At 50.2% G+C, this 25,358-nt stretch carries 19 protein-coding genes; 9 read left to right on the forward strand and 10 right to left on the reverse strand.

Going from position 1 to position 25,358, the window contains the following annotated elements:
- The first annotated feature begins 209 nt into the window (after positions 1-209).
- The 3 genes from nfsA to xth all read left to right on the forward strand — a co-directional run bounded on the left by nfsA (position 210) and on the right by xth (position 2,429).
- Positions 210-938 (forward strand): oxygen-insensitive NADPH nitroreductase, encoded by a 729-nt coding sequence (gene nfsA, locus C7N83_RS05810; protein WP_106741280.1) that lies wholly within the window; start codon positions 210-212, stop codon positions 936-938.
- A gap of 219 nt (positions 939-1,157) precedes the next feature.
- Positions 1,158-1,433 carry an ArsR/SmtB family transcription factor gene (locus tag C7N83_RS05815; protein ID WP_106741282.1) on the forward strand — a complete coding sequence of 92 codons (276 nt, stop codon included), beginning with the start codon at positions 1,158-1,160 and terminating at the stop codon, positions 1,431-1,433.
- A 225-nt stretch (positions 1,434-1,658) separates the two neighbouring features.
- Positions 1,659-2,429, forward strand: coding sequence for an exodeoxyribonuclease III (gene xth / locus C7N83_RS05820; RefSeq protein WP_106741283.1), 771 nt, complete (start codon positions 1,659-1,661; stop codon positions 2,427-2,429).
- Positions 2,430-3,268: 839 nt separating this feature from the next.
- Here xth and C7N83_RS05830 read toward each other — a convergent pair.
- The 3 genes from C7N83_RS05830 to C7N83_RS05850 form a co-directional block, all read right to left on the reverse strand.
- Positions 3,269-4,327: a metallophosphoesterase gene (locus C7N83_RS05830; protein WP_106741286.1), complete on the reverse strand. Its 1,059-nt coding sequence runs from the start codon at positions 4,325-4,327 to the stop codon at positions 3,269-3,271.
- Between the two features lie 305 nt (positions 4,328-4,632).
- Positions 4,633-5,190, reverse strand: coding sequence for an oligoribonuclease (gene orn / locus C7N83_RS05840; protein WP_106741289.1), 558 nt, complete (start codon positions 5,188-5,190; stop codon positions 4,633-4,635).
- A 338-nt stretch (positions 5,191-5,528) separates the two neighbouring features.
- Positions 5,529-7,205, reverse strand: a complete 1,677-nt coding sequence (locus C7N83_RS05850) for a formate--tetrahydrofolate ligase (RefSeq protein WP_106741292.1) — start codon at positions 7,203-7,205, stop codon at positions 5,529-5,531.
- A 356-nt stretch (positions 7,206-7,561) separates the two neighbouring features.
- On the opposite strand from C7N83_RS05850, the gene C7N83_RS05855 reads away from it, so the two are divergent.
- Positions 7,562-7,990, forward strand: coding sequence for an EamA family transporter (locus C7N83_RS05855; RefSeq protein ID WP_106741293.1), 429 nt, complete (start codon positions 7,562-7,564; stop codon positions 7,988-7,990).
- Between the two features lie 184 nt (positions 7,991-8,174).
- Here the strand turns inward: C7N83_RS05855 and C7N83_RS05860 are convergent, their stop codons facing one another.
- The 4 genes from C7N83_RS05860 to C7N83_RS05875 all read right to left on the reverse strand — a co-directional run bounded on the left by C7N83_RS05860 (position 8,175) and on the right by C7N83_RS05875 (position 16,823).
- Entirely contained in the window at positions 8,175-10,247 is a 2,073-nt protein-coding gene (locus tag C7N83_RS05860) for a TonB-dependent receptor domain-containing protein (RefSeq protein WP_106741295.1), read from the reverse strand.
- 548 nt (positions 10,248-10,795) lie between these two features.
- Positions 10,796-12,232 (reverse strand): efflux transporter outer membrane subunit, encoded by a 1,437-nt coding sequence (locus tag C7N83_RS05865; protein ID WP_106741297.1) that lies wholly within the window; start codon positions 12,230-12,232, stop codon positions 10,796-10,798.
- Between the two features lie 62 nt (positions 12,233-12,294).
- On the reverse strand, positions 12,295-15,513 hold the full coding sequence (locus C7N83_RS05870) for an efflux RND transporter permease subunit (protein WP_106741298.1): 3,219 nt from the start codon (positions 15,511-15,513) through the stop codon (positions 12,295-12,297).
- An 11-nt stretch (positions 15,514-15,524) separates the two neighbouring features.
- Positions 15,525-16,823, reverse strand: coding sequence for an efflux RND transporter periplasmic adaptor subunit (locus tag C7N83_RS05875; RefSeq protein ID WP_106741300.1), 1,299 nt, complete (start codon positions 16,821-16,823; stop codon positions 15,525-15,527).
- A gap of 231 nt (positions 16,824-17,054) precedes the next feature.
- Here C7N83_RS05875 and mtrR point away from each other — a divergent pair, with 231 nt between their 5' ends.
- The gene (gene mtrR / locus C7N83_RS05880; RefSeq protein WP_106741301.1) at positions 17,055-17,693 is read left to right on the forward strand and encodes a multidrug efflux system transcriptional repressor MtrR; all 639 of its coding nucleotides are present in this window, start codon (positions 17,055-17,057) and stop codon (positions 17,691-17,693) included.
- A gap of 97 nt (positions 17,694-17,790) precedes the next feature.
- Here mtrR and C7N83_RS05885 read toward each other — a convergent pair whose 3' ends face one another.
- From C7N83_RS05885 to ettA, 3 genes are all read right to left on the reverse strand, one after another.
- Entirely contained in the window at positions 17,791-19,782 is a 1,992-nt protein-coding gene (locus C7N83_RS05885; protein WP_106741303.1) for an O-linked N-acetylglucosamine transferase, SPINDLY family protein, read from the reverse strand.
- Positions 19,783-19,885: 103 nt separating this feature from the next.
- On the reverse strand, positions 19,886-20,971 hold the full coding sequence (locus tag C7N83_RS05890; protein ID WP_170064826.1) for a type ISP restriction/modification enzyme: 1,086 nt from the start codon (positions 20,969-20,971) through the stop codon (positions 19,886-19,888).
- Positions 20,972-21,104: 133 nt separating this feature from the next.
- A complete protein-coding gene (ettA, locus tag C7N83_RS05895; protein ID WP_106741304.1) occupies positions 21,105-22,781 on the reverse strand; it encodes an energy-dependent translational throttle protein EttA in 1,677 nt (558 codons plus the stop codon).
- A gap of 302 nt (positions 22,782-23,083) precedes the next feature.
- On the opposite strand from ettA, the gene C7N83_RS15860 reads away from it, so the two are divergent.
- From C7N83_RS15860 to C7N83_RS05905, 4 genes are read left to right on the forward strand one after another with little or no spacing between them, the layout of a single operon-like run.
- Positions 23,084-23,272: a hypothetical protein gene (locus C7N83_RS15860; RefSeq protein WP_245911146.1), complete on the forward strand. Its 189-nt coding sequence runs from the start codon at positions 23,084-23,086 to the stop codon at positions 23,270-23,272.
- A 44-nt stretch (positions 23,273-23,316) separates the two neighbouring features.
- Positions 23,317-23,793: an aldehyde dehydrogenase family protein gene (locus C7N83_RS16590; protein ID WP_281256743.1), complete on the forward strand. Its 477-nt coding sequence runs from the start codon at positions 23,317-23,319 to the stop codon at positions 23,791-23,793.
- On the forward strand, positions 23,694-24,497 hold the full coding sequence (locus C7N83_RS05900; RefSeq protein WP_281256744.1) for an aldehyde dehydrogenase family protein: 804 nt from the start codon (positions 23,694-23,696) through the stop codon (positions 24,495-24,497). Before C7N83_RS16590 ends, C7N83_RS05900 begins: the two co-directional genes overlap by 100 nt.
- 53 nt (positions 24,498-24,550) lie before the next feature.
- Entirely contained in the window at positions 24,551-24,889 is a 339-nt protein-coding gene (locus C7N83_RS05905; protein ID WP_106741306.1) for a DUF4298 domain-containing protein, read from the forward strand.
- Positions 24,890-25,358: the final 469 nt, after the last annotated feature.

Below are 25,358 nucleotides of genomic sequence, written 5' to 3' on the forward strand. Positions count from 1 at the left end.
AGGAAAGGCGGTTGGCAAACCCACCTGCCAACCGGGAAAAACGCGACCGAAAAAAACGCTTGCTTAGGTACGCCGGGTAATCGGTTCTTGGACGTATTCAACCGTTGCTGCACTTGGCAGGTGAATCTAAAGGCCGTCTGAAATTTGTTTTTACCTTGCCTGCTTTTTCAGACGATCCCATAATATCAAATCAAATAGAAAGGAAAATCATGACTTTTTCCAGCAAATCCGTTATCGAAACCGCATTGGCGCACCGTTCCATCCGCAAGTTCACCGACGAACCCGTCAGTAACGAACAACTCACCGCCATTTTAAACGCCGGCCGAGCAGGCCCGACTTCCAACTTTTTTCAAAGCACTCATATCATCCGCGTGACAGACCCGGAAGTACGCCGCAAAATCCGCGACATCGGCCGTGCCTTGAGCAGCATTGACACCTGTGCCGAATTGCTGATTTTCTGTTTCGACTTCGCCAAACATCAGTCTTTCGCGCCTGAATCTCAACTGGATTGGACGGAAATGGTGTTAATCGGTGCCGTCGATTGCGGCATCATCGCGCAAAACGTCATGCTGGCCGCAGAATCCTTAGGCTTGGGCGGTGTGTATCTCGGTTACATCCGCAACGACATCAACCGCACTGCTGAAATTTTGAAGCTGCCGAAACACGTTGTACCGATGTTCGGCATGGCACTCGGCCACCCCGCGCAAGACCCGATGCCGCGCCCGCGCCTACCGCTGGAAGCCATGGTGTCTGAAAACCATTACCAAGCCATTGATGGCAAAGTGCTGGCTGATTACCGTACCCTGACCCGTGCCTATTATCAGGCACGCAGCAAAATGGACACCGATTGGGTGGAACAAATGACCGAATCGCTCAAAGGCGAAATCCGGCCTGAAATTCTGCCGTTTTTACGTAAACAAGGTTTTGCCGGAAGATAATGTTTATGCATTCAAAGGCCGTTTGAAACATTTCAGACGGCCTTTTTCCCCCTGCTTTCATCATAACAATTCTTGACAATATTTTTAAAGCAGGCAAACCGACAGCCGAAAATTTGATGTTAAACTCAATCAAGCGGTTTGAAATCAGAATAAGCGGAAAAAGAATGACTATTTTTTACCTTTCTCAGCCGCATCCACGCCACCAAACAGAGCACAGCTATGGAAAACCAACGTCTTTCAACCTTGTTAAAACTCATCGCCCATCCCGACCGCATGAATATCCTGTTTCTCTTGCTGGAAGGCGATTGCAACGTCAGCGAACTGTGCGCCGCCACCGGCCAACACGCCGCCACCGTTTACAACCATTTGGCCAAACTGCGCACCGAAGGCTTGGTCGGATTCACCCGCTACCACCGCGTAATCGAATACCGCCTGATTTCTGATGAAGCCGCCGTCATCCTGCACACGCTTAAAAAACTGAAACAAGCCGCTTAAGCTTAAACTCACCTAAAATCAATGCTAAAATAGCTCGGTTTGTTACTTGGCTGCGCTGTTTTGTCGGCCAAAAATTCCGACGGCCCGAGACCTTTGCAAAAACAAGTTGTTATCGTAACGCGATAATCCGCCATTCCTGCCTGCACGGAAATGACGGACTCAGATTTCAGTTTTTTGTCGGATTTCGCCAAGGTTCCGGCCTGTTAACCCATACACGGATTCCCTATGAAAATCGCCACTTGGAACGTCAATTCCCTTAACGTGCGCCTGCCGCAAGTGCAAAACTGGCTGGCCGAACACCAACCCGATATCTTGGTATTGCAAGAGCTCAAGCTCGACCAAGACAAATACCCTGCCGCCGCCTTGCAAATGATGGGCTGGCACACCGTCTGGAGCGGCCAAAAAACCTACAACGGCGTGGCCATTATCAGCCGCACCGAACCGCAAGATGTCCACACCGGCCTGCCCAATCTGCCCGATGACCCGCAACGCCGCGTGATTGCCGCCACCATCAACGGCGTGCGCGTGATTAACGTTTACTGCGTCAACGGCGAAGCGCTCGACAGCCCGAAATTTCAATATAAAGAACAATGGTTTGCCGCACTAGCCGAATTTGTTCGCGACGAACTGGCCCGTTATGAAAAATTAGTGCTGCTCGGCGATTTCAACATCGCCCCTGCCGATGCCGACTGCTACGATCCTGAAAAATGGCACGAAAAAATCCATTGCTCCAGCATTGAACGCCAATGGTTTCAAAACCTGCTCGACTTGGGTCTGACCGACAGTCTGCGCCAAATCCACCCTGAAGGCGCGTTTTACACATGGTTCGACTACCGCGGTGCCATGTTCCAACGCGGCTTGGGCTTGCGCATCGACCACCTGCTGATTTCCCCTGCCTTGTCTGCCGTGTTGCAAGATGTAAAAGTCGATTTAGTCGCGCGCGGCCAAGAGCGCCCGAGCGACCACGCACCGGTGACGGCGGTGTTTCATGTGTAAGCAGGCAACATATCAGGCAGAAACCTATGTAAAAAGCTCAAGCTGAACCAACCAAACAATATCCGTCATTATCGGGTTCCGAGCCGATAATCCTGACTTTAAAATTCAGAATTATGATTTTTGAATTTAAAACAGATATTGAATCAACACCTTACCATCTGATGACATATTATGGGTAACACAACCCAAACTGAACGGCCGGATTATCAGTCCCGGTAATGATGGTCCGAAACCGGTTGGCCTTTACAAAAGTCCCAGATCGGGACCTTTGGATAATCCCCATCGTTGGCACATTTCTTCGAATACGCATCCCCAAACGCTTAGCCTTTGGCCTTGTATTTTGATATGGCTGCACATTTTGCGTTTGCTTGGTTTTGAATCCCCAACCAAATCTCGGATTTGGCAAAATCTCAGGCCGTCTGAAACGAAATGTTTCAGACGGCCTTTCTTTAAAGGGACGGCTGATTAAATGAATCATGACGACACGGGGCAGATCGGATTCTTGAATCCGACACTTACTCAAAAAAGCCAAGAAACCGTTTCAATTCAAGGTAAAGTTTGGCCTTACGGGCAAATATCGGATACGGCGTGTCCGGCCTGCCTCGTGCGTTCATTTTTAAATGAATCAGCGCTAGATACTCCCCCCTACATGTAACATAAAAACACAACACGTCCCCCTCTTTTCCATGTCTGGGGTGTGTTCTCATTTCGTCTGCGTCGCACATTTTCGAGCAAAAAAGCAAAAGGCGCAGCAAGGTTGGATACCTTGCGCGCATTTCCAACGCGGTAGGCGTGTTTTTATGCCGGAAAGAGGCCGCACGATGAAATGAGGACACGCCCTAATCAGTCGCCACCACTTCCCCATTGTCAAACACCAGTGTTTTCTCCGGCCAGCGCAAAGCCGCTAACCGAAACTGTTGCGACGAATATTTTTCAGGAAATTTGCGCATACGCCAACTGGCGCCGATGGAAAAATCCACGCAAAACACATTCTTTCCCGCACCGTGCCACGCAGTGGGCTGTTCGGGCAGCAGTTTTCGCCCGGCGGCAACAGTGTTCGGCTCCGGCTGCCATGTGCGCCAATAATGACCAATCACCACGGGGATATTTTCCTGATAATCATCCCACCACGGACAGCGGCCGGTACCGCGCCAACGCCCGCCGGCATAAAACCATTCCGACACTAATTTTTCCACGCCGCTGGTTAAGGCGCGCAGCGGATGCGCTTTGCCGCGTACAAAATCATATCGGGCGGTCGCCGGCATAGGCGGCGGTGCCTGCTCGGGATTTTCAGCCAATGCGGCATAATGTTGCTGTTCGTATCGGTAATCGGCATACCATGGGGCCGTCTGAAGCTGCTGTTTCAACTCTTCATCAAAACGGCGGTATTGCGTGACTAAATCTTCACCATATGCACGTGCTTCATCTAACTTGGGAAACATTTCCGGCAGCCACGCGGCATGGATAATACGGATGTCGGCGCGTTCCCAAATAATCGGCTGCTGCGCCAACCATTCAGTCAGTCCGGCTTTCTCCGCCTCATCGGCACGCTGCCACGGCGCATAGTTGGCAGCGTCTTTTTCCGCACGCGAATCAAAAAACCAGCCTGAGCCGTCCTTACGGTCACCGGCCAAGAGATTCAACTCATGATTGCCAAGCACCACATAAGCCAAGCCCTGCTCCTGCACACGCTTCACCCATTTCAACACCGCCGGGCTGTCCGGCCCGCGGTCGCATAAATCGCCGACAAACACCAGCTTCCGGCCATCGGGATGGCGGCCGTCTGAATCATAGCCCAGATGGCGCAGCAGGTTTTGTAAGGCGGAAATTTCGCCGTGTACATCGCCGACAATATCCAGCGGCGTATCGGGTAGGGTTTGGCGGTATTGGTAGGTCATGGTTTTCTGTATTTTCGGGACAATAATCGAAATTTTAACGCAAATTTTGTTGAAAAAAGCGGGAAGGCTGAAAGCTTTGCAAAAATGGGGAAGCCTGGAAAAAGGCCGTCTGAAAAATTGGCGGTTTTTCAGACGGCCTTGTTTCCGTATCGGGAGCCCATCGCTGCCGTTTCCCCATCCGCCCTTTCCCGGCAGGCGGAAAAAGCGGAAGTAATCGGTTGGAAAATAAGCCTTTTCTGTTTCAAGGCGCTAACCCTGTTCCGGCGCCCTGCATGAATATAGGAAACAGAAAAGATTGCCGCTTTTCAGACGGCCTCAGGCAACTTTAAAAAATGCGCACGGTAATAACGCATTTCTTCAATGCTTTCCAAAATATCGTCCAATGCCTGATGCGAACCGCGTTTCACCACGCCTTTAGCCACGGCCGGATGCCAGCGTTTGGCCAATTCTTTCAAAGTGGAAACGTCCAAATTGCGGTAATGGAAATACGCTTCCAAGCGCGGCATGTATTTCACCATAAAACGACGGTCTTGATGAATGGTGTTGCCGCACATCGGCGTGGCTTTTTCCGGAATCCACCTGGCCATAAAATCGAGTAGTTTCTGTTCCACTTCGGCTTCGGCATAGCTTGACTCGCGTACGCGTTGAGTCAATCCTGTGCGGCCGTGGGTGGCGGTGTTCCACCCGTCCATTGAATTCAACACTTCATCGCTTTGATGAACGGCATACACTTCCGACTGCGCCAGCACATTCAAATCTTGATCGGTAATAATCATCGCCACCTCAATGATTTTGTCGGTTTCGGGGTAGAGGCCGGTCATTTCCATATCGAGCCAGCAGAGATTGTTTGCGTTTTGGGTCATTTCAGACGGCCTTATATATTGAATTGGCGTTATTATAAGGGATTTCACGATACGATTGAATAAAGGCCGTCTGAAAGATTTGAATCTTTCAGACGGCCTTTTTCCGGCATTCAATTCATTCAAACATTGCTTTAGGGCGTGTTCTCATTTTGTCTGCGGCGCTGATTTTCGGGCAGACAAACGCATATGCAAGGAGATACCCAAAGAGAATGGTTTTTTTATACATTGCGCCAATAAAACCGGCCGGTGCGGCAAGGCCGGATACCTTGCGCACATGTCCGACGCAGCAGACGGTTTTTATGCCGGAAAGATGCCGCATGATGAAATGAGAACACGCACTAGAACAAGCCGTGAATCACACCGTTTTCATCGACATCAATCTTCTCGGCGGCCGGTATCTTCGGCAAGCCAGGCATTTTCATCATGTTGCCGCACAAGGCCACGATAAACCCTGCGCCGGCGGAAACGGTAATGCCGCGTACACTGACAGTGAAGCCTTCGGGTTTACCCAATAATTTGGCGTTGTCACTCAAAGAATATTGGGTTTTTGCCATGCACACGGGCATTTTATCCAAGCCGAGTTTTTCCAGCGACGCGATTTCGGCGTTGGCTTCCGCACTGAATTCAACATCAGCCGCGCCGTAGATTTTTTGCGCGATGGTACGGATTTTGTCTTTAATCGGCAGGTCGGTTCCGTAGGCGAATTGGAAATTATTCGGCTGGGTTTCTATGGCATTCACCACTTTTTGTGCCAAATCCGCGCCGCCCCTACTGCCTTTTGCCCACACTTCGGCCAACGACACTTCTACGCCCTGCTTGGCACATTCGTCTTGAATGAGCTTCAATTCGGCATCGGTGTCGGACACGAAGCGGTTGAGTGCCACCACCACCGGCAGGCCGAACACGTTTTTCAGGTTGCTGATGTGTTTCAGCAAATTCGGCAAACCTTTTACCAAAGCGTCAAGGTTTTCCCTGCCCAAATTGGCGCGTTCTACACCGCCGTTGTATTTCAGTGCGCGCACGGTGGCCACCACCACGGCGGCATCAGGTTGCAATCCGGCCAAGCGGCATTTGATGTCGCAGAATTTTTCCGCACCCAAATCGGCACCGAAACCGGCTTCGGTCACAGCATAATCGCCCAAATGTTTCGCCAAACGGGTGGCTAACACGGTATTACAGCCATGGGCAATGTTGGCAAACGGACCGCCGTGTACGAATGCCGGTGTACCGGCGATGGTTTGCACCAAATTCGGTTTAACCGCGTCCTTCAGCAAGGCTGCCATCGCGCCGTGCGCTTTCAAATCTTTGGCGTAAACGGGGTTGCCGTCTTTGGCGTAGGCCACCAGAATATTGCCCAAACGGGTTTTCAAATCACTGATGTCTTTGGCTAAGCAGAATACGGCCATCACTTCGGAAGCCACGGTAATGTCGAAGCCGTCGGGGCGCATCACGCCGTCCACGCTCTTGCCCAATCCGTCAATGATGTTACGCAGTTGGCGGTCGTTCATATCAACCACGCGGCGCCATAAAACACGTTTCGGGTCGATGTTCAATTCGTTGCCTTGGTAAATATGGTTGTCCAACATGGCTGCCAGCAGGTTATTGGCCGCACCGATGGCGTGGAAATCGCCGGTAAAGTGCAGATTGATGTCTTCCATCGGCAGTACCTGCGAATAACCGCCGCCTGCCGCACCGCCTTTTACGCCGAACACAGGACCCAGTGACGGCTCACGCAGCGCAATCACGGCCTGTTTGCCAATGTAGTTTAAGGCGTCGGCCAAACCGATAGTGACGGTAGTCTTGCCTTCGCCTGCCGGTGTCGGATTGATGGCGGTCACTAAAATCAGACGGCCTTGTTTTTTCGGCAGCGCAAAGGCTTCGGCCGGATTGATTTTGGCTTTGTAGTGACCGTATGGCTCCAGTTTTTCATGGGTAATGCCGAGCTTGGCAGCAATCTTGCTAATCGGCTGCATGGCCGCAGCCTGGGCAATTTCTGCATCGGTTGGGAAACTCATGTTTTCTCCTTGAAGTAGATCGGATTGGGTATATCATGGCATTATAACGTTTTTGAGAATGAACCGCATTTTTTCAAATTAACAGACTGTTTTTCTCATCTGCCATACTTTCAGACGGCCTGTATATTAAAGTATTGGGGAAAGTCGGTGTATTGGGACTTTTAATAATTGTTTTAGGATTTTCGATTATTATCAGGAACTGCCCCGCTTTACCACCCCTTGCACCATTCCTGACAATACGCAACAATCCCCAAACGGGCTTCAGGGAAAAAACAAAAAGTACGAATAACGCTGGCCTTTTCTACAAAAGACCGTCTGAAAAACCGGTTTCATTCATGATTAAAAAAGGAATCCAAATGGGCGCTACTTGGTTTTATTGGGCATTGGCCTCCGCATTTTTTGCAGCACTCACCGCCATTTTTGCCAAAGCCGGTTTGCAGGGCATCGATTCGGATTTTGCCACCTTTATCCGCACCCTCGTCATCATCGCCGCGCTGGCGTTGTTCCTTACCTACACCGGCAAATGGCAGGGGGTAGGAAGCTTTACCGGCCGCAACTGGACATTCCTCATTCTCTCCGGCCTTGCTACCGGCGCATCATGGCTCGCTTATTTCAAAGCCCTGCAAATGGGCAACGCCTCCCAAGTTGCGCCTGTCGATAAATTCAGTTTGGTATTGGTTGCGCTGATGGCGGTGGCATTTTTGGACGAACGCCCGAGTACGCAGGATTGGGTAGGCTTAGGTTTGGTAACCGCCGGTGTGCTGGCTTTGGCGGTTAAACGCTGATATTTCTTCTAATCAAAAAAGATTGATCTAAGATTTCAAAAGGCCGTCTGAAGATTTGTTTATATAAAAACATGATTTTCATACAGCCCTGTTAAATTTAAGCACTTGTTAAAGAATTTCACATAACAAATTATTTACCTCATAAAAAATGCCCGACTCATGTCGGGCATTTCGCATACTGCTTTTAGAAAGTGTAGTTCACACCAACACGGTATTCACGGCCAGCACCCGGCAGGTTACTGCGCTGAGCGTGTGGAATGTAATTTTTATTGGTAATGTTGTTTACCGCAAAATTCACATTCATCTTATCGTTGTTCAAAGGCTTCCAGTTGGCCGAAATATCGGTTACGCTATAAGAAGCTTTACCGGTTCCGTTGGCTGCAGTAATTTGCGCATTGCTTGTAAAGAAGTTGTCTTCCGGTTTAACTTTCTCAACTTGACGACGGTGTACAGCCACTTCCAAATTTGGTTTGTTGAAGCGATAAGCCAAAGAAGCAGTCCATGTACGGCCAATTGCAGAGGCGTATTCCGGATTAGAACTCAAACGCTCACCGTAGAAGCGAGGTTTAGCATGTGCCACGCCTAAACGCGCAGTTAACCCTTCATAACGGTAAGAAGCGGCCAATTCGTAACCTTTATTCTTGATGCGGCCGGCATTAATGATTTCTGATGCACACTGCAGATTGGTGCCATCACACAAGTGATTGTTGCGACCGGTGCTCGTACCCAATGCATCTTTAATATTTTGCCAGAAGTAGCTGCCTTCGAAACCAAACGTACCGTCATTGTAGTTGAAGCCAATTTCGGTGTTACGGGCTTGTTCGGCCTTAGTACCGCCAGCAATTGATACCACACCACGAGCGCCGTGAGACAGCAGCGCATCGTGCATACGCGGGCTACGGGTTGCATAGTTGTGGCTCGCACTGAAGCTCAAGCTCGGCATAACTTGCCAAATCACACCTACGCTTGGGTTAACCGCACCATCACTGATTTTCTTGCCATCCATGGCTTTGAAATTGAAATGATCGTAGCGCAAGCCTGCAGTCAAAGTTACATCGTTAATATCAACAATGGCTTCACCATATACACCGACATCTTGTTTTTTCTGATTGCGCACACCTTCTCGGAAAATTTGATGTGGTTTCACTTCTTGGTTACGGTAGTTCACTCCGTATTTCATCATTACATTATCATGTACATGTGAATCAAAGTTGACGTTAGCACCAATAGTATCGAGTTTAGTCTTAGTTGCACCAGTATTTCGTGCACCACCGGCATAACCATTGCCTATATCACTTGCAGACCAGCGACCTTGCTCCAAACGGTAAATATTCGCATTGGCTGATTGGGCAAAACCTAAGTTTCTGCCTGTCCATTCCAAGTTGGTATGGTTAACCGTCATTTTACGCATAGCCGGTGCTTGACGATCTAAAGACAAACGAGGGCCGCCTATTGCAAATTCTTCACGAACCAATCGCTCACCTTTATGTTGCTCGTGACGATGGCTCAAAGCGACACGGTGGTTCTCATTGATATTGAGGCCGATTTTGCCCAAGTAGCCAGTTTTATCCAATTTGCTGTACGGCACGCGGTCTGAACCATTGTAACCGTTGGCATAATTTTTGCCACCTTTATATTCATCTTCATTGACACGGTTACCCGCAACCAGGTAATCAAACGAACCTGCCTTGCCAAACAAAGCGGCACCATAGTTGTGGCCGTCATTACTGTTGTAACCGGCAGTAATGCGTGCACCAAAATTAGGGTTGCTACTGTTTTTCAACAAATCGTCCGCATCCAAAGTTTTAGCAATCACCGCACCGTTGGTTTGACCGATACCAGCAGATGCACTACCCGCACCTTTTTGCACAGAAACAATTTTCACCAACGCAGGATCCAACATATGGCGGCCTTGGTGATAGTGGATTTGGCTGTCCGAATAGACGTTGTCCACTTTCACATCTACTGAGTTCTGACCCATGCCGCGAATATAAAGATACTGTGTCGTACCGTTACCCGCCCCTATATTAATCGCCGGCTCATCTTTAAACAAACCACGCAGATCGGTCTCTACGCTTTCATCTTTTTCTTTGGTGTTGACCACATTGGTTTTAACCTTAGTACCCTGACGGTCACCAGTTACCAGCACTGTATTCAAATCAGCTGTATTCTGTACTTCGGATTCAGCAAACACGGGCAACGCAACCAATGCACACATTACCGCTGAAGCCAATGGTAACTTCTTAAAATCTTTCATTAATTATCTCCTTGATAAAGCTATATTTGATAAATTCTTTATTGAATTGACATTAAACAACAAAAAAAACCACTGTTTGTATTTGAATTCACTTTACTGAACGCGTGTTGCTAATTGGGAAGAATTTTAGCAGTATTTTACCAAAATTGCCAGAAATAATAATGATTACTAATTCTATATGGTAACAACATCTATATGGTAACAACATAATAATTAAATTTGAATGCTTTTGAATCATGATGATCCAAAAATATGCTGATATATACTTCTATATACTTCGTACTGAGAATTCAAGAACATTTAAGATAATGATTTTTATTTAGTTGTGGCCACAAAAAGAAATCTCAACAGTCTGCTAACGCTTATTGTTCAAACTAATCTTCATGTCATAGAAGAAAAAATAACTGTAGCAGCAAAGTGACACTATCTTTACTTGATGCTTCTGCACACCCAATTTCATATTCAATCCTTTTACGATCTAAAGCTCAATAAAGGCCGTCTGAAAAACAAGATTATTTTTCAGACAGCCTTTATTGATTATTCGAATCTTAATTGGTTGTGTCAACCGGATCATTGGTAAAGCGTTTCAAACCGCCACCCAATACTTTGTACAAATCAGCCAGATTTTCCAAGCGGGTCAGCTGGGTTGCCAATACTTGCGTATCCGCGCTGTAACTGCTGCGTTCGGCATCGAGTAAGTCCAAAGCATTGGATACGCCGTGTTTGTAGCGCAGATTCACCAAGCGCAGGTAGTCGCCGTATGAGCGGCTTTGTTTGATTAACGCGGCGTAACGCCGATCAAGCTGGCTACGTGCCACCAAGGCATTGGAGACGTCTTGAAATGCGGATTGTACGGCATTTTCATATGCGACCACTTGGGCTTGTTGGCGCAACTTCGCCACGTCAAGATTGGCTTTGTTGCTGCCCCAGTTGAAAATCGGGATGCTGATGGACGGGCCGAACGACCACATCCGGTTAGGCCCTTTGAACAAGCCGTCCAGTTCGGTTGAGCCGGTGCCTAAAGAACCGGTCAGGCTGATGCGCGGGTAAAATGCTGCACGCGCCGCGCCGATATTGGCGTTGGCTTGTTTCAGCGCAAATTCTGCCGCGCGTACGTCAGGACGGTTCAGCAACACTTCCGAGCTCAAGCCGGCCGGCAAATGATCGATTTTGAACTGGCGGCTTAATGACAAGCCTTTCGGCAAATCTTCCGGCAAAGGCTGGTTAATCAACAAGGCAAGCGCATTGCGCGCCTGTTCGCGGGCTTGTACAGCAGAAGCGTAATCGGCTTTTGCAGACTCAATCAAGGCTTCTTGTTGGCGTAAATCGACAGCGGAAATCACACCGGCTCGATGGCGCAGTTTCGACAAATCGTAGGTCACCTCACGGGTTTTCAACACGCGTTGTGCCAAGACCATAGACTCTTCGGCGTAGCGTTCGTTGAAGTAGGCTTTGGCAATACTGGAGACCAAAGTCAGGTGCGTGGCATCGCGGGTGGCAGCGCTGTTGAAATAACCTTGCAAAGCGGCTTCGCCGGTGCTGCGCACACGGCCGAATAAATCGATTTCGTAAGCAGCCACGCCCAAGCCCACGGTATAAGCTTCGCGAACGTATGCCGAACCGGTACCGCTCATGTCACGGGCGGTACGCGAACGGGTCGCGCTGCCGCTGCCGTTGAAACTTGGTAACAAATCATTACGTGCAATCAAGTATTGTTTTCGGTAGATTTCCGCATTCAACACGGCTTGGCGCAAGTCGGTGTTGCGTTCCAGTGCGATTTCGATTAAACGGTGCAGGCGCGGGTCGGCGAAATAATCCTGCCAGCCCAATGAAGCGGCCTGAATACCCGGCCCGGCAGTGTCGTATTTAAAGGTATCGGCAACGGCTACAGTCGGCTGCTCGTATTTCGGTATCAGCGAACAGGCCGACAGCAGCACCGCAGCGGCAACCGCACCCAACACCGGTTTGATGGTTGTATTTTTCATAATAAATCCCTAAGGCCGTCTGAAAAAAATGAAGTCTTTTTCAGACGGCCTGTTAGCTTTGATTAGTGCTTATCAACGTCAGATTGTGTGGTTTCGCCAGTCAACATACCCGCAGCAGCAGCCTGTTGAACGGCAATTTCATGTTCATGTGTGGTTTCTTTAAAGAACTTACGCACTACCACATAAAACAGCGGCACTAATAACACCGACAGAATCGTACCGACCAACATACCCCAAAATACAGTGGTACCGATGGCGCGCTGGCTGGCCGAACTGGCACCGCTGGCAATATACAGCGGAACCACCCCCAGAATGAACGCAAACGACGTCATCAGAATCGGACGGAAACGCAGACGTGCGGCTTCCAGCGCGGCATCCAATGCGTTCTTGCCTTGAGCCTGCAAGTCTTTCGCAAACTCAATAATCAAAATCGCATTTTTCGCACTCAAACCCATCACGGTCACTAAACCGACTTGGAAGTAAATGTCGTTGAGATAAGCCGGCGGCGCACCGAACAAACCTTCAAACAAATTACGGCCTGTCGTACCCAAAGCGGCGCCCACCAAGCCCAACGGCATCACCAAAATCACGGCCAACGGAATAGACCAGCTTTCATACAACGCAGCCAATACTAGGAATACCGCCGCAATCGAGAATGCATACAGCATCATGGTTTGCGAACCGCCTTTCGCTTCCTCGCGGGACTGGCCGCCCCATTCCAAGCTGTAACCGCCTTCCATTTCGTCCACCATTTGCTGCACAGCAGCCATGGCATCACCTGAAGAATAGCCGCCCGCCGGTGTACCGGTCACTTCCATGGCCGGATAGCCGTTGAAGCGCACGCTTTGTTCCATACCTGTTTGCCAAGAAACAGTGGCAATGCTGGAGAGAGGCACAGCCGCACCGGAATTGTTCACCACGGTCATGTTCAGAATATCAGCAGGTTGCATACGGGCAGAAGCATCAGCTTGTACCATCACGCGTTGCAGACGGCCTTTATTCGGGAAGTCGTTCACGTAAGACGAACCCAACGAATTAGACAACAGGTTTTGAATGCCGGCAAAGCTGATGCCTTGGGCTGCCGCAGCCTGACGGTTAATGTCAATTTTCAGTTGTGGCGCATCTTCCAAACCATTGGCACGAACAGTGCTGGCATCAAAAATCGGACTCTGACGCATTTTTTGCAACAATTCGTTACGTTTGGCCAACAATGCTTCGTGACCCGAACTGTTGCGGTCTTGCAGATAAAGGGTCAAACCGGAGCCGGTACCCAATTCCATAATGGCCGGCGGCACAATTGCCAAACCGAAACCGTCTTTGATGGTCCCCATCATGGCACCCGTCAATTTGCCGGCAACTGCCGCGGCACTACTGCCGGGATCGGAACGTTCTGCCCAATCTTGCAGAATAATAAAGCCCATCGCCATATTTTGACCCGAACCGGAGAAACTGAAACCGGAGATGGCGATTATATCTTTTACTTCAGGCATGGATTTGGCCAATTGGTTTACATGCGCCAAAGTCACATCGGTACGCTCTTTGGTCGCACCGGCAGGCAATTGGACATTCAACATAATCGTGCCTTGGTCTTCAGACGGCAGGAACGATGTCGGCAGACGGGTAAAGAAAAACACCCCCACTGCTGCCAGCAAGACATAAATAATCATCATACGGCCTGCTTTACGCAATACCTTACCCACCACGCCGGTATAGCGGTGCGTACCGGCATCAAATTTGCGGTTGAACCAACCGAAGAAACCTTTTTTCTCTTCGTGATGGCCTTTCGGAATCGGTTTCAGCATGGTGGCGCACAAAGCCGGCGTCAGGGTCAAAGCCAAGAATGCCGAGAACGCAATCGCCGCCGCCATGGTAATAGCAAACTGACGGTAAATGTTGCCGGTCGCGCCACTGAACATAGCCAACGGGACAAACACCGAAATCAATACCGCGGTAATACCGATTACCGCACCGGTAATCTGTCTCATCGCTTTTTTGGTGGCGTGTTTAGGCAGCAGGCCTTCCGTCGCCATAATACGCTCGACGTTTTCCACGACCACAATCGCGTCATCGACCACAATACCGATTACCAACACCATCGCAAACATGGTCAATACGTTAATCGACATGCCCATATAGGAAATAAAGGCAAACGCACCCAACAGCGAAATTGGCACCACAATAGTCGGAATCAGCGTATAGCGGATGTTTTGCAGGAACAAATACATCACCAAGAACACCAGCACAATCGCTTCCAGTAGGGTATGAATAACTTTTTCAATTGATAATTCAACGAAAGTCGATGTATCGTAAGGCGCATTCCAACTCATGCCTTCCGGAAAGAAGCGTTGCAGTGTCTCCATACGCGCTTTCACGGCCACGGCCGTAGCCATCGCATTACCGCTGTTAGACAGCATCACCGCCATACCGGTGGTCGGTGTGCCGTTCAAACGGGTGGAAGTCGAGTAATCCTGCATACCCAAGTCCACCTTGGCCACGTCTTTCAGATAAACGTTGGCACCGGTGGTGTCGGAACGCAAAATAATATTGCCGAATTCTTCAGCCGTACCCAATTGGCCTTGCGCGGTCACCGTTGCCGTCATGGTTTGGCCTTGCACGGCAGGTAAAGCACCAATCGAACCGGCAGAAATTTGGATATTCTGTGTCTGCAATGCGCTGGAAATATCGGCAAAAGACAAGTTATAGTTTTGCAGTTTGCCCGGATCAACCCAAATCCGCATGGCGCGCTGCGCACCGAACAAACGCACTTGGCCGACACCGTCGATACGTTGCAATTCAGGCACAATGTTGCGCTGGGCATAGTCGTTCATCTCTTCGACAGACTGTACTTCAGACGACAGCATCACCACCATCAGGAAATTGGATTGGGCTTTCGATACCGTCACACCGTATTGCTGTACGGTTGAAGGCAGCGTGGACAATACTTCCGATAGTTTGTTCTGCACATCGACCTGCGCCAAATCTTCGTCGGTTTCCGGTGTAAAGGTCAGGCTTACCGTACCTATGCCGCTCGAGTCGGCCGAAGTCGTCATGTAATCCAGCCCTTCGACGCCATACATATTACGTTCAATCACAGCCAACACGCTGTCTTCCATCACCTGAGCGGAAGCACCCGGATAAGTGGCGGTCATGGAAATGGTCGGCGCGCCTACAGACGGATATTGCGAAATCGGCAGATTTTGAATGCCGAGAATACCCGCTGCAATGATAAAAATCGCAATGACCCATGCAAAAATGGGGCGGTCAATAAAAAACTTAGACATTTAGCAGATCCTTACTTCTTGGCTTCAGAAGCAGCAGCGGTTTCTTTCGGTTGTGCTGCCGGCGCAGGCGCAGAAGCGGCTTGCGGCTCTGAAGCAGCCTGAGCTTGTGAAGCCTGTTGCGCCCGACCGGCTCCGGCAGGCGGCGTCCATTCTTTCGGTGTCACCTTTTTCGCACCGGTCATACCGGCAATCATCGTGCCGTCGACAACCACTTTATCGCCTTCATTTAAACCTTCAGTGATAATCCAGTATGCACCTTGTTGTTGCGCGACAGTCACCACGCGCGGCTCCATGGCGCCTTGGGCGTTGACAATCACCACAGTGTCTTTGTCGCCACGGGTGACGGCTTGTTGCGGCACGACAAATGCATTGGCTACATCAGCCTGATTCATCAGCACGCGTACATACAGTCCCGGCAGCAGGATATTGTTTTCATTCGGAATCGCTGCACGCAGGGTCACTTGACCGGTAGATTCGTTCACCGTCGGATCGGCAAACAACAAACGGCCTGTCTGGTTGTACATGGTACCGTTTTCAAATTTAATGCCGACTTGAATGCCGCCGTTGACGGTTTGCAATTTACCTTCAGCAATGTCTTGACGCAGCTTCATGATGTCGGTGGCCGATTGGGTCACATTCACATACATCGGATTGGTTTGTTGAATGGTAGCCAATACAGTGGTATCGCCCGCACTCACCAAAGTACCTTCAGAAACATTAGACTGACCGATAAAACCTGAAATCGGCGCGGTAATGCGGCTGCGGCGTACATTAATGTCGGCTGATTTAATCGAAGCCCGAGCCGCTTTGACATTGGCTTCTGCCGAGCGTTTGGCAGTAATGGCCGCATCGTATTCTTGGCGGCTGATAGCATCAGCTTCCACCAACGGTTTGTAGCGTGCCAAGTCGGCATTGGCTTTGGCCAACGCGGCTTCAGCAGTCGCCAATTGCGCACGTGCGCTTTCCAAGCCTGCTTCGTAGGTGGCGCTGTCGATTTGATACAACGGCTGCCCGGCGCGGACATAGCTGCCCTCTTGGAACAAACGTTTCTCAATAATACCACCCACTTGCGCGCGCACTTGCGCGGTGCGGATGGATTCCAAACGGCCCGGTAATTCCGTGGTCAACGAAACCGTTTGTGGGTACACCGTTACTACACCCACTTCAGGCGCACGGGCTTCTTGTTGTGCTTGGGCATTTTGACCGCCTTGTTGCTGCGCGTCACCGCCTTTTCCGCAGGCCGACAAAGCCAAGGCAGTTGCAGCGGCAATTGCTGCCACACGCAGCATTTGAGAAGCATGAAGATTCATCACTTTTCCTATCTCTTGATTGTCTCTGTAAATTTATTACACACAGCCCGCAAATACTGACTGCCTGCTTACGCGTTTAAACCGGCAAGGCAGGCAAGGGAAAATCAATCGATTTCACTAAGATATTGATATAGACTGTGATTACGGTTGCTATTATACATACATTCTTGCATGTTATGGAATTGTTTTTTATAATATGCCGGGTATTTTACATAAAGATTTGAACCGAAAATGAGAAAAACCAAAATCGAAGCTTTAAAGACCAAAGAGCATTTAATGCTGGCTGCTTTGGAAACATTTTACAAAAAAGGGGTTGCCCGCACTTCACTCAATGAAATCGCCCAAGCCGCCGGCGTGACCCGTGGTGCGTTATATTGGCATTTCAAAAACAAAGAAGATTTGTTCGACGGCTTATTCCAACGCATTTCAGACGACATCGAAAATTGTTTGGTGCAGGATTTGGAAAATTCAAACAAAGACAGCTGGCTCAATTTCCGCCTGACCTTGATGAAGTTTTTCGAGCGCTTGGAAAACAACAGCCTGCATAATAAGTTTTACAGTATTCTGTTTCTCAAATGCGAACACACTGAGCAAAATGAAGCCATCATTTCTCTGGTTGCCAAATACCAAACCTTGTGGAACTACAAACTCAATATGATTTTGGTAGAATGTATTGGGCAGCACGCTTTAGATGAAAATCTGGACATTGAATTTGCCACCATATTCGTCAAATGCAGCGTCGACGGCCTGATTCAACAATGGCTGGCTGCGCCGCACAATTTCGAGCTACACTTCGTTGCCCCGCGCATGATTGACATTATTTTAGATAATTTGCAAAACCATCCTTCATTGCGCAAAAAAACGGTTTAATTTTTCTTTTTACGATTCACAACAAAACTCCGTTAAAACACACATTAAAGGCCGTCTGAAACGTTTCAGACGGCCTTTTTTATCTTTAATTTATAATTTATTTATTTTGACACGCATCCTGCCATATTGTTTTCACGGTCCAGCACCAATCGCGGGCAAAGCGTTCCGCATCATAAAGCGGACTCTGCAATGCCTGCCTGCGCAAACTCAGGCGCAAGGCATTCAGCTCCGGCCAATGCGCCGAATCTGCCCAGTAAAATGCTTTCATCAAATACTCATCAAGGCGCGTACACACCCAATCTGGCAAACCTGCCACCGACAAAAGCTGCTGTCCTTGGCGCGACAACATCCCTTCCAAGGTCAGAGTCAGCGTCGGCACACCCATCCATAAAGCATCCGCCGTGGTCGTGCCGCCCGTAAACGGAAACGTATCCAACACAATATCGACTTCATGATACGCGGCGAAATAGTCTTCATAGCCGCCCATACCGTGAAAATGCAATACGCCGTCTGAAAAGCCCAAATCCAATAATTTTTGCCTGAACGTGATTTGTTCGCTGCTGCCTGCCGTTAAACGCGCCGTCTGAAAACGCCAATGCGCTGTCGGGAATTTCTTCGCTACCGCCGCCCATGTTTTCAACACATTATGATTCAGCTTGGTCAGATTTTGGAAACAGCCGAAAGTAATGTAGCCATGATTCAAAGCAGGCAACCCGTTTACGTCTATCCCAATTGGCGGCACACACATATTCAGGCGCGTATGCGGCAGGCGGTATACCTTTTCGCGGTAGAGCTTTTCTTCGCCTTCGGGCACGCAATAGCCGTCGGCAATCAAGGCCTGCATGGTCGGCAAGCCTGTGGTGGCAAAATAACCCAACCAAGCCGCCTGCACCGGCGCCGCTTGTGCGGCAAACACGCCCATTCGATGGCCGGCGGTATGGCCGTTTAAATCAATCAGAATATCAATGCCGTCTGAAGCGATTTGCGCCAGCACCTGCTCATCCGGCCAATCATCAATCTTATGCCACGCCTGAAAGGTCGGACGGATGGTTTCGCTCAATTCATCAAAAATCGGCGAGTTGGCATAGGCCGTCCAATCAAACTGCTTGGCTGCTTCGGAACACAACAAGCCCTGCGCAAACATGCCCACCGGATGATGGCGCAAATCCGACGATACCAGCCCGATATGCAGCCTTTCTTTGGGTTTGACCTCATGCACGCGCACATTTCCCGCCTGCGCCGCATACAAATCGCCCAAACGGAAACCCTCCTCCGCACCCTGCTTTGCCTGCCCCAAAATATACAGGCGGTTCAAAGCCAAATCGCTTTGCGCTTCAATACTGTCCGGCCGCAACGCCACCGCCCGCACCAAGGCTTCGCACGCCTCTTCATATTTCTGCTGGAAATGCAGCATTTTCGCCAAACCGTACCAAGCATCATAATTTTGCCCGTCAAGCGCCAATGCCTTACGGTAACTCATCTCAGCCGGCGCATAACGTTTCAGACGGCGTCTCGCCCACGCATTACCCAACCACACATCCGCACGCTCAGGCTGCTGTGCCAACAAGGCCGTCTGAAACGTATCGGCTTCATCAAAATTCTGTGCATTAAACGCCAGCATCGCCGCATACTCCAAACCATTCGCATCATCCGGTTTCAACGCCAAAAATGCTTTTACCGCCTGCAAACCTTCCGTATTGCGCCCTGCATCATTGAGCGCCAGCACCAAATTCCAATGTGCATCGGCATGATCCGGTTTCAATTTCAAAGCCCGACGCAAATATTGCTCCGCCAAATCCCATTTTTTCAGACGGCGGCAGGCATTGCCCAGATTGCTCAATACCGAATGGCTTTTCTTCGCTTCCGGAATTTTCTGCCACACCGCTACCGCTTCTTCTTCACGGTTTGATTGCGCCAAAATCACGCCCGCCATATTCAAAACGGCATCCTGTTGCGGATAAAACGCCAACAACCCCTGCGCCTTGTCCAAGGCCGTCTGAAAGTCCTGCCGCCGATACGCCGCCAAAACCTCATTAAACCCCGCCTGCAAATCTGGCTTGGCCGGATATCTGATTGATTTATTTTTCATGCTGCCCCGTTGTGGTGAATATGCCTAAGCATTATTTTAAAGGAAAAGGCCGTCTGAAAAACTATTTTTTCAGACGGCCTGAGCTGGTTAGCAAACCGAGTATTTATAAAATATCCAAATCCGGCAAACTGCCAACGATTTTCTGCGTTTCCAAGCTCACAGTGATAACACGCAGGAAAAGCTCGAGCGGGTAGCGCGGGTTGTTCATGCTATCCCGCGCCCAATCGTTGGCATCGTTGGTGATACCCGATTTTTTGTCGGTGGTCACGGCTTGGCGCTCCATCACCCATTCCAGCGAGGATTTGCCGTTGACGATATAGTCGTAGGCAGCTTCGGGAATGTTTTCGACGGTAATTTTGCCGTTGTAGATGACCTTGGTTTTGTCGTCTTTTTTGGCAAACTTCATTTTCACCACGCAGAAATCGTCGTCTGCGCCGCCGATAATCTGCTGTTCGGTCAGCTTCAAGCCTTTCAGGCTGCCGGATAATTTCACGCCCTGATACATCGCCACTTGCTCGTAACGCAGGTGCAAAGCGGCCAAATCGCGGCCGGCCTGACTGAACGCGGCGAAATCGCGGTAATGCTTCATGCGCGGAATGCGCGGCAGCTGTTTGCTCAAATTGTCGGCATAACGTTCGCGGTATTGCTCGGAATGCAACAGGCCGTAGATATAGTAGAAAATATCTTCTTTGCCGATACGCTCCTGATACGGCTCTTGGAAATGCGCCAACGCATCATCGGTAATCGCGCTGCGTTTGACCAGTTTTTTCGGTGCGGCGGTTTCAGACGGCACGGCATTGCCGTCGGCGAACAAATCGTGTTGCGGCTGGTTCATTATGCTTCCTCCGTTTCGTAGAGGAACATCGGGAAGCATTGTGTATCTCCCATCAAGTGATAATCCGGCAAGGTATCGGTCATCAGTACCGAGAAACCCTTGCTGCCCGTTACCGTCAGACAAATTGCCAGATTCCCTACGCTGCTGTTCGCTGCTGCCGATGACTGCTGATGCAGCATCGGCAGCAGCTTGCTCGTCATACAAATCCATCGGGAAACATTGGCCTTTGGAAACCATTTCCAAATCAGGGAGTTCATCCGTTATCAAGGCTGAAAACTCTTTAGTTGCGCCTCGACTCGTTACGCTGATAACTTGATTCCCTTTGGCTGCGGTAGTAAGGCTCGTTTTGGAAATAACGGATAATCAGATTTTCAAAAGCCGTGCCTTTATCACGCTCAGAAAGGGTTTGTTCTCGGTTTGATCAATGGCATAACAGGCCGTCTGAATATTCAGACGGCCTGTTGTTTATATTGATTTTATTTCATTATCAACGTGTTACCGGCTTATACTTAATCCGTTTCGGTTTCGCGCCTTCCTCACCCAAACGGCGTTTTTTATCGGCTTCGTATTCCTGATAGTTACCGTCGAAGAACACCCATTTCGAGTCGCCTTCTGCGGCCAGAATATGCGTGGCGATACGGTCTAAGAACCAGCGGTCGTGTGAAATCACCATCACGCTGCCGGCAAATTCCAGCAGCGCGTCTTCCAGCGCGCGCAGGGTTTCTACGTCCAAGTCGTTAGACGGTTCGTCCAGCAGCAACACGTTGCCGCCCGCCAGCAGGGTTTTGGCCAAGTGCAGACGGCCGCGTTCGCCGCCTGACAAGTTACCGGCGATTTTGCTCTGGTCGCTGCCTTTGAAATTGAAGCGGCCTAAATACGCGCGGGCGGGGATTTCAAACTGGCCGACCTGCAAAATATCGCGGCCTTCGGCGATGTTGTCGAACACGGTTTTGTCGTTTTTCAAACCTTCGCGGCTTTGATCGATCAGCGACATTTTCACGGTTTGGCCGATTTTCACTTCGCCGGAATCGGGCTGTTCTTTGCCGGAAATCAGCTTAAACAGGGTCGATTTACCCGCGCCATTCGGGCCGATAATGCCGACAATCGCACCGGCAGGCACTTTGAAGCTCAAGTCGTCAATCAATACCTTGTCGCCAAACGATTTGCTCACGTTGGTAAACTCAATCACTTCGTTACCCAAACGCTCGGCCACGGGGATAAAAATTTCCTGCGTTTCATTGCGTTTTTGGTATTCGTAGTTGCTCATCTCTTCAAAACGCGCCAAGCGTGCTTTGGATTTGGCCTGGCGGCCTTTGGCGTTTTGGCGCACCCATTCCAATTCCTGCTTCATGGCTTTGATACGCGCGGCTTCGGATTTGGCTTCGTTTTCCAAGCGCTGCTCTTTTTGCTCCAGCCATGAAGTGTAATTGCCTTTCCACGGAATGCCGTGACCGCGGTCGAGCTCGAGAATCCATTCGGCGGCATTGTCGAGGAAATAGCGGTCGTGCGTTACCGCCACCACCGTGCCGGGGAAGCGCACCAGGAATTGCTCCAGCCACTCCACCGATTCCGCATCCAAGTGGTTGGTCGGCTCGTCTAAGAGCAGCATATCCGGTTTGCTCAACAGCAGCTTGCACAAAGCCACGCGGCGTTTTTCACCGCCGGACAACACGCCGATTTTGGTATCCCAATCCGGCAGGCGCAGCGCGTCGGCGGCGATTTCCAATTCGTGTTCCGCACCGCCGCCGGTGGAAGAACCTGCGGCGATAATCGCTTCCAAGCGGCCTTGTTCTTCTGCCAGCGCATCGAAATCTGCATCGGGATTGGCGTATTCGGCATACACTTCTTCCAAGCGTTTTTGAGCGGCGGCCACTTCGCCCAAACCGCTTTCCACTTCTTCGCGCACGGTTTTTTCAGGATCCAATTCCGGCTCTTGCGGCAGGTAGCCGATTTTAATGCCGCTCATCGGCACGGCTTCGCCTTCGAATTCTTTATCGACTCCGGCCATAATCCGCAACACGGTGGATTTGCCCGCGCCGTTCAAACCGAGCAGGCCGATTTTCGCGCCGGGGAAGAACGACAATGAAATGTCTTTGATGACGGTTTTCTGCGGCGGCACAACCTTGCTCACACGCAGCATGGAATAAACGTATTGGCTCATAATATTCTCGCTTGATGGTTTATTTGTTTTCAGACGGCCTTTTATGCTCGATCTAAGGCCGTCTGAAACATAAAATTCAGACTTCCCGATTCTAACCGAAAATCAACATTCCGTAAGAATTTAAACGCAATCAGGCCGTCTGAAAAACCGTTCACTTCCAACCGAAAAACCGTCTCATATGAAAACTTTTCAAGCAGCAATCGGGTTTCATGCGGATTTTGAATAATGTTCAAATTATGTTATGGTAAAGAAACAGTCGGGAATTTGTACCAAAATCAAAAGCGGTTATTATAAAAGCGTTTACCATGCACACGCTTACCGCCTACATCAACGGCGACCACATCGTGCCCAACCCGAATACCGGCACATTCGACAACATCAATCCGGTCAACGATGAAATCCTTGCCCGGGAACAGGAAAGAGGTGGAGCCGAAATCGAACGTGCGGTTCAGACAGCTATCGCATCGAAGGCCGGAAAATATAGGGAGCGTTGACGGCGGTAGCACGCAGCCTTATTCTGCTTAAAGCAGTGAAGGTTTTGCGCACACGCAATGACGAACCCGCCCGCATCCAAACGCTGGATACCGGCAAGCCTTTGTCGGAAACGCTGTATGTCGATGTGGTGACCGGTGCCGATGTGATTGAATATTGTGCCGGTTTGGCGCAAGCCATCGAAGGCCGCCAGGTTCCGTTGCGCGACAATGCCTTTGCCTACACGCGCCAAGAGCCGTTGGGCGTGGTCGGCGGCATCGGCGCGTGGAATTACCCGATTCAAATCGCCATGTGGAAAGCCGCACCTGCTTTGGCAGCGGGCAATGCGATGGTGTTCAAACCGGGTGAAACCACGCCCACCGGCGCCATCAAGCTGGCGGAAATTTTCACCGAAGCCGGTCTGCCCGATGAGGTGTTTTTAATGTGGTGCAAGGCGGCGGACGTGTCGGCGTGGCATTGGGCAGTCATCCGCAAATTGCCAAAATTTCCTTTACCGGCGGGGTGCCGACCGGCAAAAAAGTGATGGCGCAAGCCGCCGGAAGCAGCCTGAAAGACGTGACCATGGAATTGGGCGGCAAATCACCGCTGATTATCTGCAGCGATACCGATTTGGACACCGCCGCCGACATTGCCATGATGGTGAATTTCTACAGCTCCGGCCAAGTCTGCACCAACGGTACGCGCGTGTTTGTACCCAAAGCCTTGAAAACCGGGTTTGAACAAAAAATCGTCGAGCGTATCAAGCGTATCCGCATCGGCGACCCGCTTGATGAAGCCACCAATTTCGGCCCATTGGCCAGCTTCCCGCACGTGGAAAAAGTGTTGGATTACATCGAACGCGGTAAGCAGGAAGGTGCAACGATGTTAACCGGTGGCGGCCATCTGAATGATGACAGCTTGGCCTGCGGGACCTTCGTTGCCCCGACCGTATTCACCGACGGCACCGACAACACGGCCATCTGCCATGATGAAATTTTCAGCCCCATGGTGGGCATTCTTACCTATGAAAACGAAGCCGTCGAACGAGCCAACAACACCGGTTACGGCTTGGCTGCAGGCGTGGTATCCGACGACATCAAATGCGCCCACCGCTTCCCGGCGAAAATGCCGGTGTACGGCTGCAAACAATCGGGAATCGGCCGTGAAAACAGCATTCAAACTTTAATGCACTACACCCAAACCAAATCGGTTTTGGTGGATTTGGGTAAGTTTCAATCGGTGTTTTAAGGCCGTCTGAAAACCGTTTGATCCAAAAATTTTATATTTCATAAGGAAAAAAAATGAGCCCCCTGACCCAACAGCAGCTTGCTGAAATCCAAGCCCTTTACCGCGAATGGACAGAACTTTTACCCAAGCTAAAAGCCGCACGCCGAGATTGGCAGCGTGGCGATGCAATAATGCGCGAGCTGGCGGCGTTTTACTTCGGCGGAGAATACCTCGCTTGTTTGGAAGCCAAAGAACAAGGCTGGCAACCTGACTTAACCACGCAAGGAGAATACAGCGTATTAAGTGAAGACGCACTGTGGGATGCCTATGGCGACCAGCAAGCGCTGGCATGGCAATGGATGCGCGACTGCATTGAAACGCTCGACCGCGACCGCGGCCACAGCGGCGGTTGAACCGTTTCAGACGGCCTCAACCCGTCTTACGTCAAACCGGTAAGCGGCTATCTCGACATGGGCAAACAGCGCGAACATCTCACCATCCTCACCGGCGCTTTGACCAGAGCAGGGTTATTACCGACATTCTCAACCAGCATGAACGGCATATTCAGTTTCTGTATATGGATCGTTGCGGTAAAACCATCAAGGCCGTCTGAAACATGCTTTTCAGACGGCCTTGAGTCCGCATTTCAAATGCAACACTTGGCTGTTCCCGATTGTACCGCTTTCAGAAACAAATTAACCGGAGAATCATAATCCGGCATTTTTCCCCGGCGGCGGTTGGGGGCATCTTCGACCGCCTTAATTTGTTGCCTGCCGAATTTCCTGAAATCCGTTCCTTTCTGGAAGTATCGGCGTATCAACTGCCGGTATTCCCTACCGTCCCCTTTCCCCAAGAACGGCAGGGAGGGCAGAAGTAGGTTTG

It is taken from the genome of Neisseria iguanae, assembly GCF_003013245.1.
In the GTDB taxonomy this organism is placed as follows: Bacteria; Pseudomonadota; Gammaproteobacteria; order Burkholderiales; family Neisseriaceae; genus Neisseria; species Neisseria iguanae.

What these genes read in the sequence shown, in the direction of transcription:
- C7N83_RS05875 (WP_106741300.1), bottom strand. Translation starts at nt 16,823, where the DNA reads ATGAATCTTCATGCTTCTCAAATGCTGCGTGTGGCAGCAATTGCCGCT.
- C7N83_RS05905 (WP_106741306.1), top strand. Translation starts at nt 24,551, where the DNA reads ATGAGCCCCCTGACCCAACAGCAGCTTGCTGAAATCCAAGCCCTTTAC.
- mtrR (WP_106741301.1), top strand. Translation starts at nt 17,055, where the DNA reads ATGAGAAAAACCAAAATCGAAGCTTTAAAGACCAAAGAGCATTTAATG.
- C7N83_RS05815 (WP_106741282.1), top strand. Translation starts at nt 1,158, where the DNA reads ATGGAAAACCAACGTCTTTCAACCTTGTTAAAACTCATCGCCCATCCC.
- C7N83_RS05830 (WP_106741286.1), bottom strand. Translation starts at nt 4,327, where the DNA reads ATGACCTACCAATACCGCCAAACCCTACCCGATACGCCGCTGGATATT.
- C7N83_RS05885 (WP_106741303.1), bottom strand. Translation starts at nt 19,782, where the DNA reads ATGAAAAATAAATCAATCAGATATCCGGCCAAGCCAGATTTGCAGGCG.
- C7N83_RS15860 (WP_245911146.1), top strand. Translation starts at nt 23,084, where the DNA reads ATGCACACGCTTACCGCCTACATCAACGGCGACCACATCGTGCCCAAC.
- orn (WP_106741289.1), bottom strand. Translation starts at nt 5,190, where the DNA reads ATGACCCAAAACGCAAACAATCTCTGCTGGCTCGATATGGAAATGACC.
- C7N83_RS05855 (WP_106741293.1), top strand. Translation starts at nt 7,562, where the DNA reads ATGGGCGCTACTTGGTTTTATTGGGCATTGGCCTCCGCATTTTTTGCA.
- C7N83_RS05865 (WP_106741297.1), bottom strand. Translation starts at nt 12,232, where the DNA reads ATGAAAAATACAACCATCAAACCGGTGTTGGGTGCGGTTGCCGCTGCG.
- xth (WP_106741283.1), top strand. Translation starts at nt 1,659, where the DNA reads ATGAAAATCGCCACTTGGAACGTCAATTCCCTTAACGTGCGCCTGCCG.
- C7N83_RS05870 (WP_106741298.1), bottom strand. Translation starts at nt 15,513, where the DNA reads ATGTCTAAGTTTTTTATTGACCGCCCCATTTTTGCATGGGTCATTGCG.
- C7N83_RS05850 (WP_106741292.1), bottom strand. Translation starts at nt 7,205, where the DNA reads ATGAGTTTCCCAACCGATGCAGAAATTGCCCAGGCTGCGGCCATGCAG.
- nfsA (WP_106741280.1), top strand. Translation starts at nt 210, where the DNA reads ATGACTTTTTCCAGCAAATCCGTTATCGAAACCGCATTGGCGCACCGT.
- C7N83_RS05860 (WP_106741295.1), bottom strand. Translation starts at nt 10,247, where the DNA reads ATGAAAGATTTTAAGAAGTTACCATTGGCTTCAGCGGTAATGTGTGCA.